The organism is Pseudoalteromonas atlantica (assembly GCA_007988745.1).
Taxonomy (GTDB): domain Bacteria; phylum Pseudomonadota; class Gammaproteobacteria; order Enterobacterales; family Alteromonadaceae; genus Pseudoalteromonas; species Pseudoalteromonas atlantica.
In genome coordinates, this window is the sequence record BJUT01000012.1 from 1 (window position 1) to 17,097 (window position 17,097).

General features: G+C 39.8%; 14 protein-coding genes and 1 pseudogene. 6 read left to right on the plus strand and 9 right to left on the minus strand.

Annotation, left to right across the window (positions count from 1 at the left end):
• Nucleotides 1-36: 36 nt before the first annotated feature.
• From PAT01_RS07475 to PAT01_RS07505, 7 genes are all read right to left on the minus strand, one after another.
• Entirely contained in the window at nt 37-768 is a 732-nt protein-coding gene (locus tag PAT01_RS07475) for a mechanosensitive ion channel family protein (protein WP_249318365.1), read from the minus strand.
• Between the two features lie 169 nt (nt 769-937).
• Nucleotides 938-1,339, minus strand: coding sequence for a DUF6691 family protein (locus PAT01_RS07480; RefSeq protein WP_138579855.1), 402 nt, complete (start codon nt 1,337-1,339; stop codon nt 938-940).
• Nucleotides 1,340-1,343: 4 nt separating this feature from the next.
• Nucleotides 1,344-1,757 (minus strand): YeeE/YedE family protein, encoded by a 414-nt coding sequence (locus PAT01_RS07485; RefSeq protein WP_138579854.1) that lies wholly within the window; start codon nt 1,755-1,757, stop codon nt 1,344-1,346.
• A gap of 1 nt (nt 1,758) precedes the next feature.
• On the minus strand, nt 1,759-3,018 hold the full coding sequence (locus PAT01_RS07490) for an OmpP1/FadL family transporter (protein WP_138579853.1): 1,260 nt from the start codon (nt 3,016-3,018) through the stop codon (nt 1,759-1,761).
• 221 nt (nt 3,019-3,239) lie between these two features.
• A complete protein-coding gene (locus tag PAT01_RS07495; protein WP_054982226.1) occupies nt 3,240-4,670 on the minus strand; it encodes a sugar porter family MFS transporter in 1,431 nt (476 codons plus the stop codon).
• Between the two features lie 37 nt (nt 4,671-4,707).
• On the minus strand, nt 4,708-5,802 hold the full coding sequence (locus tag PAT01_RS07500; RefSeq protein ID WP_004585932.1) for a FecR family protein: 1,095 nt from the start codon (nt 5,800-5,802) through the stop codon (nt 4,708-4,710).
• Complete coding sequence (locus tag PAT01_RS07505; protein ID WP_004585933.1) at nt 5,795-6,367, minus strand: RNA polymerase sigma factor; 573 nt, start codon at nt 6,365-6,367, stop codon at nt 5,795-5,797. The genes PAT01_RS07500 and PAT01_RS07505 overlap by 8 nt, the downstream gene beginning before the upstream one ends.
• 356 nt (nt 6,368-6,723) lie before the next feature.
• Here PAT01_RS07505 and PAT01_RS07510 point away from each other — a divergent pair, with 356 nt between their 5' ends.
• The 4 genes from PAT01_RS07510 (at nt 6,724) to PAT01_RS07525 (ending at nt 13,136) form a co-directional block, all read left to right on the plus strand.
• On the plus strand, nt 6,724-10,017 hold the full coding sequence (locus PAT01_RS07510; RefSeq protein ID WP_029772169.1) for a TonB-dependent receptor: 3,294 nt from the start codon (nt 6,724-6,726) through the stop codon (nt 10,015-10,017).
• Nucleotides 10,018-10,088: 71 nt separating this feature from the next.
• A complete protein-coding gene (locus tag PAT01_RS07515) occupies nt 10,089-11,645 on the plus strand; it encodes a tryptophan halogenase family protein (protein ID WP_154945256.1) in 1,557 nt (518 codons plus the stop codon).
• Nucleotides 11,646-11,683: 38 nt separating this feature from the next.
• Nucleotides 11,684-12,424: a SapC family protein gene (locus PAT01_RS07520; protein ID WP_154945257.1), complete on the plus strand. Its 741-nt coding sequence runs from the start codon at nt 11,684-11,686 to the stop codon at nt 12,422-12,424.
• Nucleotides 12,417-13,136, plus strand: a complete 720-nt coding sequence (locus PAT01_RS07525; protein ID WP_154945258.1) for a DUF6445 family protein — start codon at nt 12,417-12,419, stop codon at nt 13,134-13,136. The genes PAT01_RS07520 and PAT01_RS07525 overlap by 8 nt, the downstream gene beginning before the upstream one ends.
• Nucleotides 13,137-13,143: 7 nt before the next feature.
• Here PAT01_RS07525 and PAT01_RS20230 read toward each other — a convergent pair.
• Nucleotides 13,144-13,284: pseudogene (locus tag PAT01_RS20230) on the minus strand (protein phosphatase); the annotation flags it as partial.
• A gap of 172 nt (nt 13,285-13,456) precedes the next feature.
• On the opposite strand from PAT01_RS20230, the gene PAT01_RS07535 reads away from it, so the two are divergent.
• Nucleotides 13,457-13,876 carry a GNAT family N-acetyltransferase gene (locus PAT01_RS07535; RefSeq protein ID WP_154945259.1) on the plus strand — a complete coding sequence of 140 codons (420 nt, stop codon included), beginning with the start codon at nt 13,457-13,459 and terminating at the stop codon, nt 13,874-13,876.
• Nucleotides 13,877-14,168: 292 nt separating this feature from the next.
• Here the strand turns inward: PAT01_RS07535 and PAT01_RS07540 are convergent, their stop codons facing one another.
• On the minus strand, nt 14,169-14,663 hold the full coding sequence (locus tag PAT01_RS07540; protein ID WP_104642955.1) for a phosphatase domain-containing protein: 495 nt from the start codon (nt 14,661-14,663) through the stop codon (nt 14,169-14,171).
• An 89-nt stretch (nt 14,664-14,752) separates the two neighbouring features.
• Here PAT01_RS07540 and PAT01_RS07545 point away from each other — a divergent pair, with 89 nt between their 5' ends.
• Nucleotides 14,753-16,990, plus strand: coding sequence for an exonuclease domain-containing protein (locus PAT01_RS07545; protein ID WP_154945260.1), 2,238 nt, complete (start codon nt 14,753-14,755; stop codon nt 16,988-16,990).
• Nucleotides 16,991-17,097: the final 107 nt, after the last annotated feature.

A 17,097-nucleotide genomic window follows, 5' to 3' on the forward strand; every position in this document is an offset into this window, starting at 1 on the left:
AACCAAACACGCTGCTGCAAATTCAAACATCAAAGATCAACACGCCCTACTAATACGCGATTTAGAAAGCTGACTATTCGGAATAATAATCATATTATTTGGCAGCATTTTAACCCATGTAGAGCGCCAACCAATTTTCTCTACAAAGCCTTGCTCCTTAGACTCAAGCTCAATAAAATCCCCTACCCGTATGGGTTTATCTATAACAAGCTGTACGCCCGAAAAAAAGTTTTCAAGGGTGGGTTGCAGAGCAAGCGCCACCGCTAATGACGTAATACCTAACGAGGCAATAATAGGCGTAATAGAAATACCCAAGGTGCCTAACAGCACTAAAGCCCCGACCGATAAAACGCTTACCCTAATAATGCCTTTAATAATACTTTGCGAATTAAAAATTACCGCCGACTCTTTGCTGTAGTAATTAATGGTGCCCACAAAAAAGCGGTCAAAAAATAAAATAATAGCTACTAAGCCCAAAATAATATTAATGGTCGAAAACGACATATAGCTCGCAACCGGCTCGCCTTGTATTAACAACCCTTGCTCTATAATGGTGAGTAGCACAATAATTGTGCAAAGGGTGAGCGGTTTAGAGATAGAGGCGATAAGTAAGCTATCGAATATAAATTTTGTATGAGAGGTCCACTTTTTAAGCCAGTACATTATAAAAAAGCGGATACAAAACAAAGCTATAGTTATAGAAACTAAACAAATAGCAATAACCATCCAAGGTTGCTCTGTTAGGTTGTAAAAAGTAGTAGCAAACATTACTTACCTCTCTTTTATAAACTTAAAAGAGTAAGCAGCAAGTTATGTACCTATATGAATAGTTAGCCAAGGCAAGGAAAGAGAGGCTATTTAAATAGGGTTAAACTGGCAAGCTAATACCTGCCAGTTTTAATGAAGGACTAAGGCCGTATATCTTTCGAGGTTAAATTTATACTTTTTTAGCTATCCACATACCGCCAAGTACGGCTGCAAAAAATAACCAAAATTCCATTTTAAGTGAAGTAAGTTGCACAAGGCCAGGGCCTGGGCATATGCCGCTTAATCCCCATCCTAAACCAAACAGTACAGAGCCAGTGATTAGCCGAGGGCTAATGTTTTTAACATCACTTAAAGTAAACGTATCACCAAGCAGTGGTTTATCTTTTTTGGCAACCCAAAACCATGCCAGCATCATTATTCCCATAGCCACAGCCATTACAATAATTAAACTGCCATCCCATTGGTTTTGAAAATTTAAAAAGTTAAGTACTTTGTCGGGATTTGTCATACCACTAATGATAAGCCCTAAACCAAATATAAATCCTAAAATAACATGAATTACTGCTGTCATTTTTTTACCCTACTAGGTTTGCTGTAATTATAGCCACGGCCATAAATGTACATGTTGAAACCCACGAACGGGTAGAAAAACGCGACATGCCACATACGCCATGGCCACTTGTACAGCCATTAGCTAATGAGGTGCCCATACCGACAAGTAGCCCAGCTACAACTATAAGCACAGGCGATAAGCTCAGCTCACCTTCTAATAAAGACGGCGCAAATATACGCACCGCAATACCGGCTAATAATAGCCCTGCAATAAAGTATAATTTCCAACGCGACTCAGCCGTTTGCTTATTAAAAACAGATTTAACAATGCCTGATATACCGGCTATTTTTCCGTATAAAACCAGTAATAGTGCGCACGCTATTCCTATTAAAGCACCCCCTATAGCTGCCGCTATTGGCGTAAACTCTGTAACCATTTTATATTCCCCAAACAACCGACACACCTAGGCCTGATTGCTCCATTTCAATTGATACTTGTTGGTTTGGCGCTAAGTAGTTAGCACCCGATACTTTTTTAGCTGGCGAGTAAAAAGCCATTGCATTTAATTGTACCGTGTTACTAATAGAATGGCTAAACCCCGTAGTAAAATGCCATTCTTGCACACCTGGCGCTAAAATATTAAGTAAAACGTTTGATGAAGGAATAGGTTGCTCTGTATACGAAATACCAAAGCGAATTTTTTGTTTTGCTGTACGCTGCCACTGATAGCCAAGTTTATAAATGGTCATATCGTCCCAACCAAAGCCTGCGCCTGCATCGGCACCTAGTGGAGCCGACATTAAATTATCAATCGGGTTAGCAATGCTGTTTACTTCACTGTAATTTATTTTTTGCCAATCAAATACAAGCTGGTTGTTTGGCGTAATTTTATAAGCTGCGCCAATTTGAAGCGAACTAGGTAAATCAAATCCACCTTGCTCTGCAAACAAACCTTTATAGCTATCAAACTCTTGCATAGATACTGATGAGCGGTAACTTGCTCCCAAGCTTAATGACGAGTTTATATCTTGGCTAATACCTAATTGAATACCTAAGCCTGTGCTGGTGTCAGTGCCATTATTAGTAAGGGCTTGGGGCGATTGCGAAAAAGGCGCAAAGTTTCCAAGGCCTGTAGCTTTAAACTGCTGCACTGCATAAATTGGTGATACACCAAGGCGTATTTGCTCGTTAAGTTTGTAGCTTATTGTTGGGCTAATAAACATTTGCTTTAAATCAACACCAGTAGTGCCAGCATAAAATGTGCCTTCAGGCTCTGAATCGGCGCTGTAGTCGGTGTTCATACCGCCATTACCATAAACTAATAAGCCAATACTTACTTTGTCATTAAGCTGGTGGCCAATAGCAAACTCAGGAATAGCAAATAAAGTGTTATCACTTTTTTGGGTTTTTGCTTGCAGGTAAAATGCGTCAGGGTAAAAGGTATCTACATCGGATGCTGAGTATTTTCGATCAGGCGAAAAAAGCTCCAAGCCCACAGATAATTGCGTACCATTAGCTAAAAAGGTAGCAGGGTTATTAGCGCCAGACATTAACTCTTCAGATAGCGCAACACCCGCACCCGCCATGCCTTTGTGGGTCATGCCATAACCATGAGTAAAATACCCATTGGTAGCAAATGCGTTAAACGAACCTAAAGTAAGGGTTAGGGCCAAACCAGATACTAACTTATTTTTCATTTTGATAGACATACGTAGTGGGAAAACGCGGACAATAGCTAATTTTCTATATTCAAAAAAGGAATTTAAATCGATTACTTATAGTAAAAAGGAATACTGAACGAGAGGGGTAAGCCACTGTTTAGCGCAGTAATTATTAGATGGTTTAATACTGCTATTGAATCAATCATTTACCTAAAAAGCACAAAGCGGTGAAAAGGGTTCACCGCTTTCAGGGCTAATTACATAGACTCAAGTGTTTTACCACGGGTTTCTGTAATGTATTTGGCCACAAAAAATATGCTAATAAGTGCCGATAAAGCATAAAATCCGTACGCTCCGGCAAGGCCTATGTTAGCCAGCATAATAGGGAAGGTCATGGTAATGGCAAAGTTAGCAATCCACTGCGCGCTTGCAGCAACAGCAAGCGCTGCCCCACGAATACGGTTATTAAACATTTCGCCTAATAACACCCACACAACGGGGCCCCAACTTAAACCAAAAAATACCACAAATAAGTTAGCCATAATAAGCGCGAACGTACCCATGTTATCGCTAAGTACAAGCTTGCCTGCTTCATCAAGGCCTGCGCTGCCAAATATATAAGTAAGCGCGCTTAAGCTGATAAACATACCAATACTGCCTACTAATAGCAGTGGCTTACGGCCAATTTTGTCAACAAGGGCAATAGCAATAAAGGTCGATACAATATTAGTCGTACCCGCTAATACATTTATAAATAACGATTGCGACTCATCAAACCCAGCAGCTTGCCAAAGCTCAGAGCCGTAATAAAACACCACGTTAATACCTACAAATTGCTGAAACACACTCAGCGCAACACCCGCCCATACAATCGGGTGTACTTTTTTACTGCCATCAATAAATAAGTCGCGAATACTTGGCTTTTTATCGCTGCGTAAGGAGCTTTTAACATCGCTTATTTGCTCAGCAACGTTGTCGTTCGAAATTTTACTAAATACTGTTTTTGCATCGTCTACTTTACCTTGCGCCACTAAATAACGAGGCGACTCAGGAATAAACAACACACCCACTAAAAACAGTATTGCAGGCACAAGCTCAGCCCAAAACATCCAACGCCAAGCGGCTATATCAAGCATTAAAATATTTTGCGCACTACCTGCTGCATCAGCAATTAAATAGTTACTTAAAAATGCAGCAAATAAACCCAATACAATAGCGAGTTGTTGTAATGTAGCTAAACGACCACGAAGGGCTGGTGGTGCAACCTCTGCAATATAAGCCGGCGCTAATACCGATGCAGCACCAATACCTAAGCCACCAAATAAGCGGTAAAAAATAAACTCGGCCGAGCTTTCGCTAATGCCCGAACCAAACGCACTAATGGCAAAAATAATCGCGGTGATGATCATAATTGCACGCCGGCCAAACTTATCAGCCAGCGGCCCCGCAGCAAGTGCACCTAAGGCACAGCCAAGTAATACAGACGCTACGTTAAAGCCCGTAGCTACACTGCTTGAATTAAACGCATTACCGAGTGCCGACACCGTGCCGTTAATAACACCCGAGTCAAAACCAAATAAAAAGCCACCAATAGCAGCCACGGCAGAGATAAAAATTACGTAAAAAAGAGAGCATGTGCCCAATGTGTGCGCCGAGCTATTACTGCTCGGCGAGAGAGGTGATGTCATAATTGTGTGTCCTGGTTTTTTATTATTGTGTACTTTACTATATTGAGACGTGTGGTGCTGCGTATTTTAAACGAATTTTATCTGGGCTAACTCTTTCATAATCAATATTAAAATTATTGTTTAATACTTCTAGCAGTCCTTTAATATCGCCCGTTTTGAACATGCCAGCTACTTGTACTTTTTTGAGACGGTCATCCTCTGAAAGCTCGAAATCTATATTTGTATAGCGGCTGATTTCAGCCATGGCTTCAGCAAGTGATTCACCTCTAAATATTAAGCTACCTTTACGCCACGATAATCTAGCGGCTACATCCATAGGATCAACTTTTTCGGCCGCTTTAGCAATTTTGCCTTTGAAGCTTAAATCAAGTTTTTCTCCCTTTGACACCGAAGTTGAACTATTTGATAAATACTGACCTTGTTTATTAGTCCCTTGGGAAAGATTTGGTAACGGTTTGGTACTTTGCTCTGCAACAAGGACTTTGCCATCTGTCACAATCAGTTCTATTTGCTTTTGACCTACTTCTACATTAAATGCAGTACCAACAGCCTGAATAACTTTATCACCAGCGATAACACTTAAAGGGCGCATTTTATCGTGAGCTACGTCTATATGAATTTCGCCACGCAGTAAATTTATTACGCGAGCGTGTTGGGTATACCTCACTTGAACAAAGCTATTTGTGTTTAAGGTGATTTTACTTTTATCAGAAAGCAGTATGTCCTTACTTTCACCTACGTCGGTTTGAAAATTAAGCTGTTTAGCAACCACAGCTGATTGATTAACCGGGTAAAAAAATGAAAAGTTAAACGCTTCTTGAAAAAAGCTAAGTGCAACAGCTAATAAAATAGATGCAGCTGTTGCACCTAACCACACAGGGAGGCGTTTTTGTTTTACTGGTGTTTGTGGAAACAGATCTGACAAGCGGCTGAGGTCGTCCATTTTGTCCCACAGCTGTGCTACTTCAAGTAACACCTCTACATTTTTATAAGATTGTGACAACCATTGCTTTAATGCTTGTTCTTCGAGCTTAGACAGTCCACGATCAAGTTTAGCCAGCCACTCACTTGCTTTATCAAGGCGCGCATCGTCGCTAGTGTTTCGTTCGTTTATATGATGAACATTACTCATTCCTCCCTCCTGCATTTAGCTGCGAAGAAGTATTTGGTTGCCCATAAACACTTTTTGTAGATTGACGCATAAATTGCGTACAACGTTTCATGCCTGTTGCTATATGTTTTTCCACGGTACTTTCACTAAGGTTTAATTGAGCAGCAATTTCTCGCTGCGAATAACCATACACTTTTTTTAATACAAACACTTTACGGCACTGCACAGGTAAAAGCCGTATGGCTTCACAAAAATTAGAAAATTCACTATCGGTGAGTGCTTTTTCGTACATTTCGTCTTGCTGGTGTTCCGATAAGAGTTGCTCTAACGCTTCCATGTTGTCGATCCCATCGACTAGGCGTATATTGGCTTGCTTTTGGTAATCGAGCGCTAAATTTCGCGCCGTTTTATAAATAAAAGATTTTGGTGAGCTTATGTTTTCAGTGTTTTTAATCTGACAAATTCGCACATAAGTTTCTTGCACTATATCTTCAATTTCATGTGGCGGCACTATACGTGCAACTACATTTGAGAGACTTTTGCGCGAGGCCAAATAGACCTTATAAAAAAGTGTGTCTTTCGTCATTTAGTGTGTGTCTCGTGTGTGTGTTTACGGCAATTATTGTTATTGTTTTGCCAATACAAACTAAGACGAATGGTAAGAAAAAATCCGCCATTAAATTTAAAAAATAAATAAGTTTTTTTATTTTTAAATTTAATGTTCACTAACCGCAAAGGGCATAAAGCTTGTAATGTAAAGGCGAAGTGTACTACAGTTTTTGCCATTATAAATACCTTACTAAGTACTGGCTCTGTACTTTAGAAACTTTAACTTTTTAATTAATAAGTAAAAAATTGCAATGTGGACTGTATTTTTAATTGTTTAAAAATACAGTTAAAAGCGCAAACAATAAAAATAATAAAGGCATAAAAAAAATTAGCATGGCTAGTCAAAAAAATAATTTATTAAAAAAAAATAAAAAAAATTTATGGAGGAAAATAAAAAGTCACTCGTCTTTGTTCTGTGTGTGGCCAAAAACTATACACAAGGAATATTTACATTTGCCGCTTTGTTTACCGCTTTATGCGCTGGTTTTTAGCTTACTCACCACCGAGGTAAAAGCGAGCGCTGTAAACGATAAAGCTGTGTTTAATATTCCAAGACAAAGGGCCGATTTATCGCTAATAAATTTTGCCGAGCAAGCCGATATTACTTTGCTTTTTCCGCTGGATAAAATTCAGCAGTTACAAACAAATACTATTGCTGGCGAGTATTCAATAATAAACGCATTACAGATTTTACTCGATGGCACAGGGTTGCAACCGCATGTTAGCGAAGATGGGCAAATATCTATTTTAATAGACCCAAGTTTCGAGAGAACTGACAACATGGCTAACTATAAAAAAAATGGCGTGTCCAGTGCTGTACTAGCTGTACTAAGCACAATGGCAACGCTCCCTGCAGTGGCAGAGACAGCAGCACAAGAACCAGAAATAATTGAAGTACGCGGGATCAGGGGCTCGCTTGGCCGAGCTATGGATGCCAAAAGAGAAGCGGGCGGCGTGGTCGACTCCATTTCAGCAGAAGATATTGGTAAATTTCCTGACACAAATTTAGCTGAGTCTTTACAGCGAATTACGGGGGTTTCAATAGACCGTTCAGGCGGTGAAGGGCAGCTTATTACGGTGCGTGGTTTTGGCCCGCAGTTTAATACTGTGCTTGTAAATGGTCGCCAAATGGCCTCTGAAAATCAAAGCCGTGCGTTTAGCTTTGATACTATTGCATCAGAGCTAGTTAAAAGCTTAGATGTATTTAAAACCTCAACAGCCACTATGCAATCTGGTGGTATTGGCTCAACAGTAAATGTAAATACTGCGCGACCATTTGCGATTAGCGGTTTTAAAGTGGCAGGTAGCGTTAAGGGTATTTACGATGAAAATAGCGAAGAAACTACACCTGAAATTTCTGGATTAATTAGTAATACATTTAATGATGACACATTGGGGGTTTTGTTCGCTGTTTCTCGCCAAGAGCGCGAAACACGCTTAAACCAGGCGCAGGTAGACGGCTGGTTAGAAAACGTGGGCGTCCCAAACCCGCAAACTCAAAGCGGGCAAGCATACACCGGTAATATTTTTTCGCCGCGTAATTACGATCATAAAGTAACAACAGAAACACGTACACGTACCAATGCAAACTTAGTAATACAGTACGCACCTTCAGATGATTTAGTTATCACTGCTGATGCGCTCTATTCTGATTTTGATGTAGAAGCAGACACAACGTCTTATGGGCATTGGTTTACAGCGCCAAACTTAGAAGGCTTTGGCGGCGCTGCAGGGCCAACTGTTGATGAAAATGGCACTGTGGTTGATTTATATCAAGAGGTAGGCCTTGCCACCGATATGCACGCTAAAAAGTTTGATCGTTTAACCAACTCTAGCGCATTAGGTTTAAACTTTGATTGGCATGTAAACGATAACTTAAATATGAAGTTTGATTTAAGCCACTCAAAAGCTGAGCGTGAGGCTAATAATGGTGGCGGGGATCAGTTATCGTTGATTGGCTATGCTAACCGAGTTCGATTTGAAGTGGATGGCGGTATTTTACCTTATGCGAGTGAGTTTGCCTCTGCTAACCCTAACATTTATAGCGGCCAGCAAGAGCTGGACGGTGTTGCTTATAACCCTGCAGTTACACCAGATGGCGTATCAAACCATTTAGATACAGCCAATAGCCGAGCACATGTAATGCTACGCCGTGGTTGGGCTGTAGAAGATACCGTGGATCAGTTTCGTTGGGATAGCATTTGGCATAACGATGGTACATCAGGCCTAGTCTCGGTCAAATTTGGTGCTATGTATTCAACTGAAACAAAAAATCTCGATCGTTGGGATAACGAAGGTGTTGGTATTCACTGTACTTTTTGTGGTTACCCAGATGACCCAAGTATGGATGGCTTAGCGCAATTTGTATTTGACGCAGGGGATGACTTTTTATCTGATGTGAGCGGCAGCGGTCGTATGCCAACGTCATGGCTTGCACATGATGGTGAGGCAAACTTTGCGTACCTTGAGCAAATAGCTGCAGCGAATGGTCAGCCTATTAGTTTTGATGCAGTTAAGCGTAATAAGTCGTTTGAGATAACTGAAGATACTTTCTCGTTTTATACAGAATTTGATTTTGAAGCTGAACTTGCAGGCATGCCTTTATACGCAACAGCCGGCTTTAGATACGAAAGCACCGATGTAGAAGTAAAAGGCACAGACGAGCCAGTTAGTGCATTAACGATCTTAGATAAAACGGAAATGCTCGCAAACTTTGGCGCCGTAGAAAATATTTCAGCAAGTTCAGATTACGAAGCGATTTTACCTAACTTTAGTGTAAAGCTTGAAATAAGCGATGAGCTAATAGCACGTGCTGCTGTATCACAAACAATTACACGACCAACACTCGATAGTATGTCGCCTGTAACTGTAATCGAAACAACTCGGCAGGGGGGCAATTTAACATCAAGCTCTGGTAACCCTGAACTTGAACCGTTTACCTCTGATAACTTAGATTTATCATTAGAGTGGTATTACGCTGATGCCAGTTATTTATCCGCTGGTTACTTTAGAAAGAATGTTGCTAACTTCATTATCAATACCACTGAAGATTTAACCTTTGAATTGTCTGGTGGCGGATTGTTGACTGACCCTTCAACAGGTAACGATGTAGATAACCCTGATGCAGCCGACTCAACGGCTGTATTTACAAACACCTTACCAAATAATAGCGAATCGGCGATTGTTGATGGCTGGGAAATAGCCTTACAGCATAGTTTTGACAGTGGCTTTGGCTTTATGGTTAATGCAACATTTGTAGACAGTGATGCAGAGCTAGACCCTGCAGATATAACTCAAGTATTTGCATTAACAGGCTTAAGCGACTCTTATAATGTGGTTGGCTTTTATGAGAATGGACCATTTCAAGCGCGTTTAGCCTATAACTGGCGCGATAGCTTCGTACAGTCACTTACACAGCTAAATGGTGATGGTGTGACAATTGTGGAAGATTACGCACAACTTGATGCTAGCGGCAGCTATGACATTACCGAAAATGTATCGGTATTTTTTGAAGGTATTAACTTAACCGAAGAGTATGTGCACAAGCGTGGTCGTTTTTCTAATCAATTATTATTGGTTGAAGATAGCGGACGACGTTTTGCGTTAGGTATTCGCGGTAGTTTTTAACTTTAATTAATAAAGTGGCTTTTACATTTAGTAATAGCCACTTTTTAAATATGCCTTTATAGGTAACAAGTATGAACCAGCAAAATAAAAAAATAAAAACAGTGGTTGTCGTTGGTGGTGGTATAGCGGGCTGGCTAACAGCAGGACGATTAGCGGCGCACCATAAAAGTAATACCCCCGATGGCCTTAATGTTGTGCTAGTTGAATCTCCAAATGTACCAATTATAGGTGTTGGTGAAGGCACTTGGCCTACCATGCGTAGTACATTAATAGCACTTGGTATTAGCGAAACCGACTTTATACGTGAGTGCGAAGCAAGCTTTAAGCAAGGTGCAAAATTTGCCAAATGGGTAGATGGCAGCAATGATGATTTTTATTATCACCCATTAGTTTTGCCACAGGGCTTTTCAAAAACAGATATGGCAGGGCATTGGTTAAATAACACCGCTGAGTCAACGTCTTTTTCAAATGCAGTGTGTTACCAAGAAGCTATTTGTGAGCAAGGGCTTGCTCCTAAAACAATTCGCACCCCAGAATATGCTGCCTTAGCCAATTATGCCTACCACTTAGACTCGGCAAAATTTGCCGTTTTTTTACAAAAACATTGTACGCAGGAGCTTGGCGTTAAACATTTTTTAGCTGATGTAACACAGGTCAATAGTGCTAAAAATGGCGATATTGCAAGTGTTACCACAAAGCAACAAGGTGAAATTAGCGGTGATTTATTTGTCGATTGTACCGGTTTTTCATCATTGTTATTAGGCGAGCATTATAAGGTTCCTTTTATGCCTTGCGATGATGTGCTGTTTATCGATACCGCCTTAGCAGTGCAAGTCCCCTATGAGAATGAAGATGAGAGCATTGCGTCTCACACAATTTCAACAGCGCAAGAAGCAGGCTGGATATGGGATATAGGGTTACAACACCGCCGTGGGGTAGGTTATGTGTATTCGAGTAAATACAGTAGCGAAGCACAAGCACGAGAAAAGCTTAAAGAGTATGTTGGCGATAAAATAGAGTCGTTAACAATTAGAAAAATCCCTATTAAAAGTGGCCATCGCTCACACTTTTGGCAGAACAACTGTGTTGCGGTAGGGCTTTCGGCTGGCTTTTTGGAACCGCTTGAAGCTTCTGCATTGGTATTAGTAGAAATGTCAGCGCAAATGATAAGCGAACAACTCCCCCACACCCGCGATATTATGGATATTACCGCCAAGCGCTTTAATGAGACGTTTAGCTACAGGTGGGAAAAAATAATCGACTTTTTAAAGTTACACTATATTTTATCAACCCGTGACGATAACGCATTTTGGCGTGATAACAGAGACCCAAAAACGATTCCTCAAAGCCTACAAGATCTAATGAAATTATGGCAATACCGCGCCCCTGCTGACCACGACTTTACAAGTAACAATGAGGTGTTTCCAGCGGCGAGTTATCAATATGTTTTATATGGTATGGGCTTTAAAAGTGACTACAGCACAATTTCCTATATGCTTAAAGACACTGATTTTGCTAAAAGTCAGTTTGATAAAAATAAAAGCATGATAAACCAAGCAGTCACTAACTTACCTAGTAACCGAGAATTGTTAAATAAAATTAAGAGTCATGGCTTTAGCACTATTTAGCTTAAAAATTTACACATAAAAACAATAAAGAGACACGCATGGAAAATTTAGTCGCATTAGAGCAAAGTGCTCATCAGCATATAAAAATAGACACACAAAAAGCACAATCACACGCTGAAAACATTAATATGATCCCTGTTGTTATGGCAGAACTTAATCAAATTGCCGTTCAGCAGCCTATAGTTTTTGCAAAAAACTCAGAAACAGGGGAGTTTACACTCAATGCTTTATTAGGCTTTGAGCAACATGAGAACTTGTTTTATCAGCACTCGCAGTGGCAGGGAGTATATTTACCGCTTCAGTTACAGCGTCAGCCATTTTTTGTTGGTGATACTCATGCAAAGCAAACTCAATACCCTGTGTGTATTAATTTAAATAGCCCAGCAGTCATTAATAACCAAGCGCAAAGCCAGAATGATTTAGAACCAATTTATACCCAAAACGCAGAAGAAAGTGGTTATTTTAAAAAAATAAAGCAGTGTTTAGGGCATTTACTACAAGGCGAAATAGACAATAAAAAGTTAATAGATACCTTGTTACAGCATGAGCTACTGCAGCCATTATCGCTTGAGGTAACGTTTCAGAACAGTCAAAAAACAAAGTTAAACGGCTTATACACTATTAATCAAGAAAGACTCGCACAACTTAATAGTGATCAAATTACGCTTTTACATCAACGCGCTTTATTACCCGCTATTTATACTGTTATAACCTCACTTGGCCAAATATACCCATTGATTGAGCGTAAAAATGCGGTGCTTAATTTAGCCGATGATTGATTTTACACTTAACAAAAATATGGTGTTACAGATACACACTGTTGGGGAGGAGCAAACCCCAATTATTGTTATTGATGATTTTGTAAATAATGTAGATGAACTTATTAATTTTGCTGTGTTTTCTCAAAACGCCAGAGAAACATTTTGCGCACAAGAAAGTGATTTTTATCCAGGAGTAAGAAAAGCAGCACCGCTTAGTTATATCGAGCGGTTAAAAGACCTTGCGCCAATTATTAATTCACACTTTGATATGACAGATAAAAGCGAGTTTGATGTAATACTTTCTGCTTTTTCAATTGCATGCACTGAACCTGATGAGCTAAGGCCAATACAAATGCTCCCTCATTTTGATACACCTAATATGAATCAACTTGCTATGGTGCACTTTTTATGTGATGAAACGCATGGTGGCACTTCATTTTATAAGCATAGAGCCCTAGGGTATGAACGCATAACAAAAGAGCGACTTATGCCATATAGGCAAACTATTAAGCAGCAAGCCATGGCGCAAAAGCTTCACAAAAACCCACATTATATAAATGGCAGTACAGCTTTGTTTGAGCAAGTTTACAGTGTAGAGGCAAAGTTAAATCGGGTTGTTATATACCCAAGCAACTTATTGCACTCTGGTAATATAAATGCGGCTAACGATTATGTATGCGATCCAATTAATGGGCGTTTAACTATTAGTAGCTTTGCTGTTTTACGTTAGCTTTTTATTACCTGCTAAAACTTGCAAAGTACTCTTTTTGCAATGCTATAGTCAGTGCTTTAGGGCGAATACCTTGTACTAAGCTGTATACCTCATCTTTTGTGTAACCTGCCGAATTTAAAATAAGCGCAGCGACCAACGCTGTGCGGTCATATTGATATTACCTTTTTTCTTTTACATTAAAAGTTGAATATATCCCCTGAAAGCTGGTTAAAACTAATTAACCAATTAGCACGCGTAATTTATAGCGCAGTTTAGCTTATTCAATTAAAGTGGCTAATTAGTTTATTGAGTATTAATTCTTTTTTGAGGCTAGATGGATGCTAGAGATTGTTGCTACTGAAGACTTAAAGGCTGCCGCGCACTTTACGTTTAACAATATGAAACCCTATTACGAAATGTATGCGGTAGATTGGGATGTAGAAAACATTTACCAAGCAACCAAAGGCCTCAAAAATTTTGATATTTTGTGTAAGGATCAACACATAGGTGTCGTGCGCTTATCTTTTGATGAAGGGCGTTGCCAACTTCGCGACATTCAGATTGCAGCTATTTTTCAAAACAAAGGTTATGGTGCTCTTGTTATTGCTAAAGTAGTTGATATAGCTCGACAACACAGCGTCAAATTCATAGACCTCAAAGTATTTCAGCGTAGCCCAGCATTTAAGTTATATAGCCGTATTGGATTTGCAGTCGATAGAAAAGATGATCGTTTCTACTACATGAGCTTGCGAGTCTAATAGCAACAGTATTAAGAGGCGTAAAGTACTTGGTTTCACTACTCTTTAGCTAACTTTAGTCCAGTCCGACTGTATTACCCTATGCAGGCATTAGTTTTTAGGAGAGTTAGGTGTATTTAATTGCTGTGTGGTCAGCTCAAAAATTTAAAAGTACATTTAGGCCTGCAGGTTTTGGCTCATTCCTATTTGGAGGTTTTTTGGTTTACATAATTACGATTAGTTACCGTTAATAAGTGGCTAAGCTTACCAAGGGTAACTAAGAATGAGCTTTAACATATTCCCCTGTTTTCCCTCACACCTCAAAGTTATTAAAGTATTCTTTTTGCAGCTCTATAGTCAGTGCTTTAGGGCGAATACCTTGTACTAAGCTATATACCTCATCTTTTGTGTAACCTGCCGAATTTAAAATAAGCGCAGCAACCAACCCTGTGCGGCCAGTGCCGCCTTTGCAATGTATGGCAATGGTTTGTTTTTGCTGTATGGCTTGTAGTATGTCTGTTTTGTGGGTGTTCCAGCTTGATGTAAAAGGCTGTTTGGGTGCTTCGTCGTCATTTATAGGTAAATGAAACCAGGTTATATCGTGCTTATTGCACTCAGTATTAATTGTTTGTACGTTGTTTTTTTCAAGCTCCTTTTGCGGCATAAGCGATAACAGCATGTGAGTGCCAGCGGCTTTTAATGTAGCGATTGAATCCGCTAGGTTTTGCGTTTTTGTACCAGGGCAAGGCGTAAAAATAATATTTGCGCCGTTATTAAGTGATAAAACATCGTATGGGTGCGCGCTCATGGTAAGTCCTTTATTTTTAATAAATTTACTTTTATACGCTCACTATAGCGTGTTTTAGTTACAAGTTTAAGATTGAATAATAAGCACAAATGCTAGATACTGTTTTTATATACAGTTATGGCGATGTTATGAAAAAAGAATTACCAGCAAAATACTATTTAGCGCATTTTAGAGAGCTTATTGAGTTTGTAACAAGTAAATGTATGCATTTACTTGAGCCTAAACATAGTGAATTTATTAGTAAAATTAACCAACTAGATGAGCAAAGCCAATGCATGTTGGCGCGTGTGTATTCGCGCAAGCCTTATTTAGTGCAGGCGCAATCGCTCAATTATGAAGAAATAACTTCGCCGCATCAGGCTATTTATACGCTAAAAACAGCGGGTATTTTATATGAGCCAAACGCACAGCATTACAAGCAGCTTATAGCGCATTTAACTAAGCCCATGCTGGTGGAGTTACTCAGTAATTACAGTGAGCAAATAAGCTTTAAAAAAAGCGCAGCTAAAGGAGAGTTGGTCACTATTACGTGCCAATTTTTTAGTGAGCGCGCAGATGATTTAGCCCCTTTATATAGCCAATATGTGATAAATAACCGTGAAGATTATTACGAGTATTTTGAGTTTTTATTTGCAGGGCGCTTAAGTAGTGGCGATGTAAACCACCAAAACCGCTTTGTTATGCGCGATTTAGGGTTAACCGCTACCCGCGAAGGGCACAGCGAGAGCTTGTCACGCTTTAATACACTCGCTGAGGCGCAATCTAATTACGTTTTAAATCGTTACCGTTTAGCGTTTAAAAACATCGGCAAAACAGCCGGTAATACAAAAGATGAAACCTTTGATGACAAAACCCCTTACACCGAGCTTGCGCATTTAGTATTAGTGCAACCGGCGCATGGCGCACAAGCGCACGATATTAAAAATAAACTGCTGGTTAGGCTGTACAAACAACTTAAAAATACCGATAGCGAACTTGCTTTTAGCTTACTTGAAGGCTGCACCGATTACGCCGAAGCACAAGAAATTCAAATAAGAGAGCAATACCGCCTAGGTAATAAAGCGTGGGTAAAAGCGCAGCTAGAGCAAATTATAGAAAACCCGCTCACCGACGATTTACTGTACTTTGCTGATGACTTTTTGATGCGCAAGTTTAATAAACAAACGCGTTCGCGCTTAAGCACTATGCTGGCAGACACCCAGTGTGTGCTTGAAATTGACGAAATTTACCGAGGCGATGTAGAGCAAGGCGTAAATGAGCATTACAGTGCAAAAGGGTTAACGGTTTTTAATACCGAAAATACCTTATGGCAAAGCTTGTTTGGCTTGGTATTTTGGCACGAGTTATTTATTGAGTCGCCTTACCCACCGTGTAATGAATTTGATATTTACCCGCAAGTTTTACAGCTTGGTAATTTTTATGAAGCGCAAAGCACGCAAATTGACGCACGTTTAAAAAGCTGTAGCACTAATCAGGCGCTGCTTAATTTGGTATGTAAACATGCCGCGCAATATTTTGAGCAGCCTAATGGTTTATTTAGATGGCGCAGCAATTTATTAGAGCCACTAGAGGCACTTATTTTAAACAGCCCGCTTGAAGCGTTAATTGCGCACTTAACGGCTATGAGCAAACACTATTTACAGCTAAAAGACGGCTACCCCGACTTAATGGTTATTAATAATGGCCAAGTACATTTTGAAGAGGTAAAAGCCCCAGGCGATAAGCTAAGGCGCAACCAATTAACCACCATTGATAATTTAAAAAATATAGGCTTTACAGTACATATTGCTGCAGTTAAGTGGTTTGTAGACCCTAACCGTATTTACAGCGTGGTTGATATAGAAACCACGGGTGGCTTAAAAGGCGGTAACCGGATTACCGAAATTGGCATTGTTAAAGTGCAGCACGGTAAAGTAATTGATACCTGGACGAGACTTATTAATCCGCAGCGCCATATCCCAAGCTTTATTACTAAATTGACCGGCATAAGCGATGGCATGGTTTACAACGCGCCTGTATTTGCCGATATAGCACAGCCACTACTAGATAAACTCGCAGGCAGTATTTTTGTAGCCCATAACGTAAACTTTGATTACGGTTTTATTAAAAAAGAATGCGAGATTGCAGGGCACTTTTTTAAAATGCCAAAAATGTGCACCGTGGTTGAATCGCGCAGAGCGTTTAAAGGGTTAAAGTCGTATTCGCTTGGTAACCTTAGCGCGCATTTTAATTTAAATTTAACCAGCCATCACCGCGCATTGGCCGATGCTACCGCCACTGCTGAGCTGTTATTGCTGATACAAAAAAGTGAAACGCTAACGCAGTAGCTTATTATCTTATTTTTAAGTGTTTGAAATTTAAATAATAAGTAGCTTTATTATAAATTTTTAATTTATTTTGGAATAAAGTGTTTTTGTAAATCGTCTTCTTTATG

Bases quoted from the DNA above. Each gene is read 5' to 3' on its own strand.
- PAT01_RS07535 (WP_154945259.1), top strand. From the start codon at position 13,457: ATGCTAGAGATTGTTGCTACTGAAGACTTAAAGGCTGCCGCGCACTTT.
- PAT01_RS07495 (WP_054982226.1), bottom strand. From the start codon at position 4,670: ATGACATCACCTCTCTCGCCGAGCAGTAATAGCTCGGCGCACACATTG.
- PAT01_RS07480 (WP_138579855.1), bottom strand. From the start codon at position 1,339: ATGACAGCAGTAATTCATGTTATTTTAGGATTTATATTTGGTTTAGGG.
- PAT01_RS07545 (WP_154945260.1), top strand. From the start codon at position 14,753: ATGCTAGATACTGTTTTTATATACAGTTATGGCGATGTTATGAAAAAA.
- PAT01_RS07540 (WP_104642955.1), bottom strand. From the start codon at position 14,663: ATGAGCGCGCACCCATACGATGTTTTATCACTTAATAACGGCGCAAAT.
- PAT01_RS07485 (WP_138579854.1), bottom strand. From the start codon at position 1,757: ATGGTTACAGAGTTTACGCCAATAGCGGCAGCTATAGGGGGTGCTTTA.
- PAT01_RS07490 (WP_138579853.1), bottom strand. From the start codon at position 3,018: ATGAAAAATAAGTTAGTATCTGGTTTGGCCCTAACCCTTACTTTAGGT.
- PAT01_RS07510 (WP_029772169.1), top strand. From the start codon at position 6,724: ATGGCTAGTCAAAAAAATAATTTATTAAAAAAAAATAAAAAAAATTTA.
- PAT01_RS07520 (WP_154945257.1), top strand. From the start codon at position 11,684: ATGGAAAATTTAGTCGCATTAGAGCAAAGTGCTCATCAGCATATAAAA.
- PAT01_RS07505 (WP_004585933.1), bottom strand. From the start codon at position 6,367: ATGACGAAAGACACACTTTTTTATAAGGTCTATTTGGCCTCGCGCAAA.
- PAT01_RS07525 (WP_154945258.1), top strand. From the start codon at position 12,417: ATGATTGATTTTACACTTAACAAAAATATGGTGTTACAGATACACACT.
- PAT01_RS07475 (WP_249318365.1), bottom strand. From the start codon at position 768: ATGTTTGCTACTACTTTTTACAACCTAACAGAGCAACCTTGGATGGTT.
- PAT01_RS07515 (WP_154945256.1), top strand. From the start codon at position 10,089: ATGAACCAGCAAAATAAAAAAATAAAAACAGTGGTTGTCGTTGGTGGT.
- PAT01_RS07500 (WP_004585932.1), bottom strand. From the start codon at position 5,802: ATGAGTAATGTTCATCATATAAACGAACGAAACACTAGCGACGATGCG.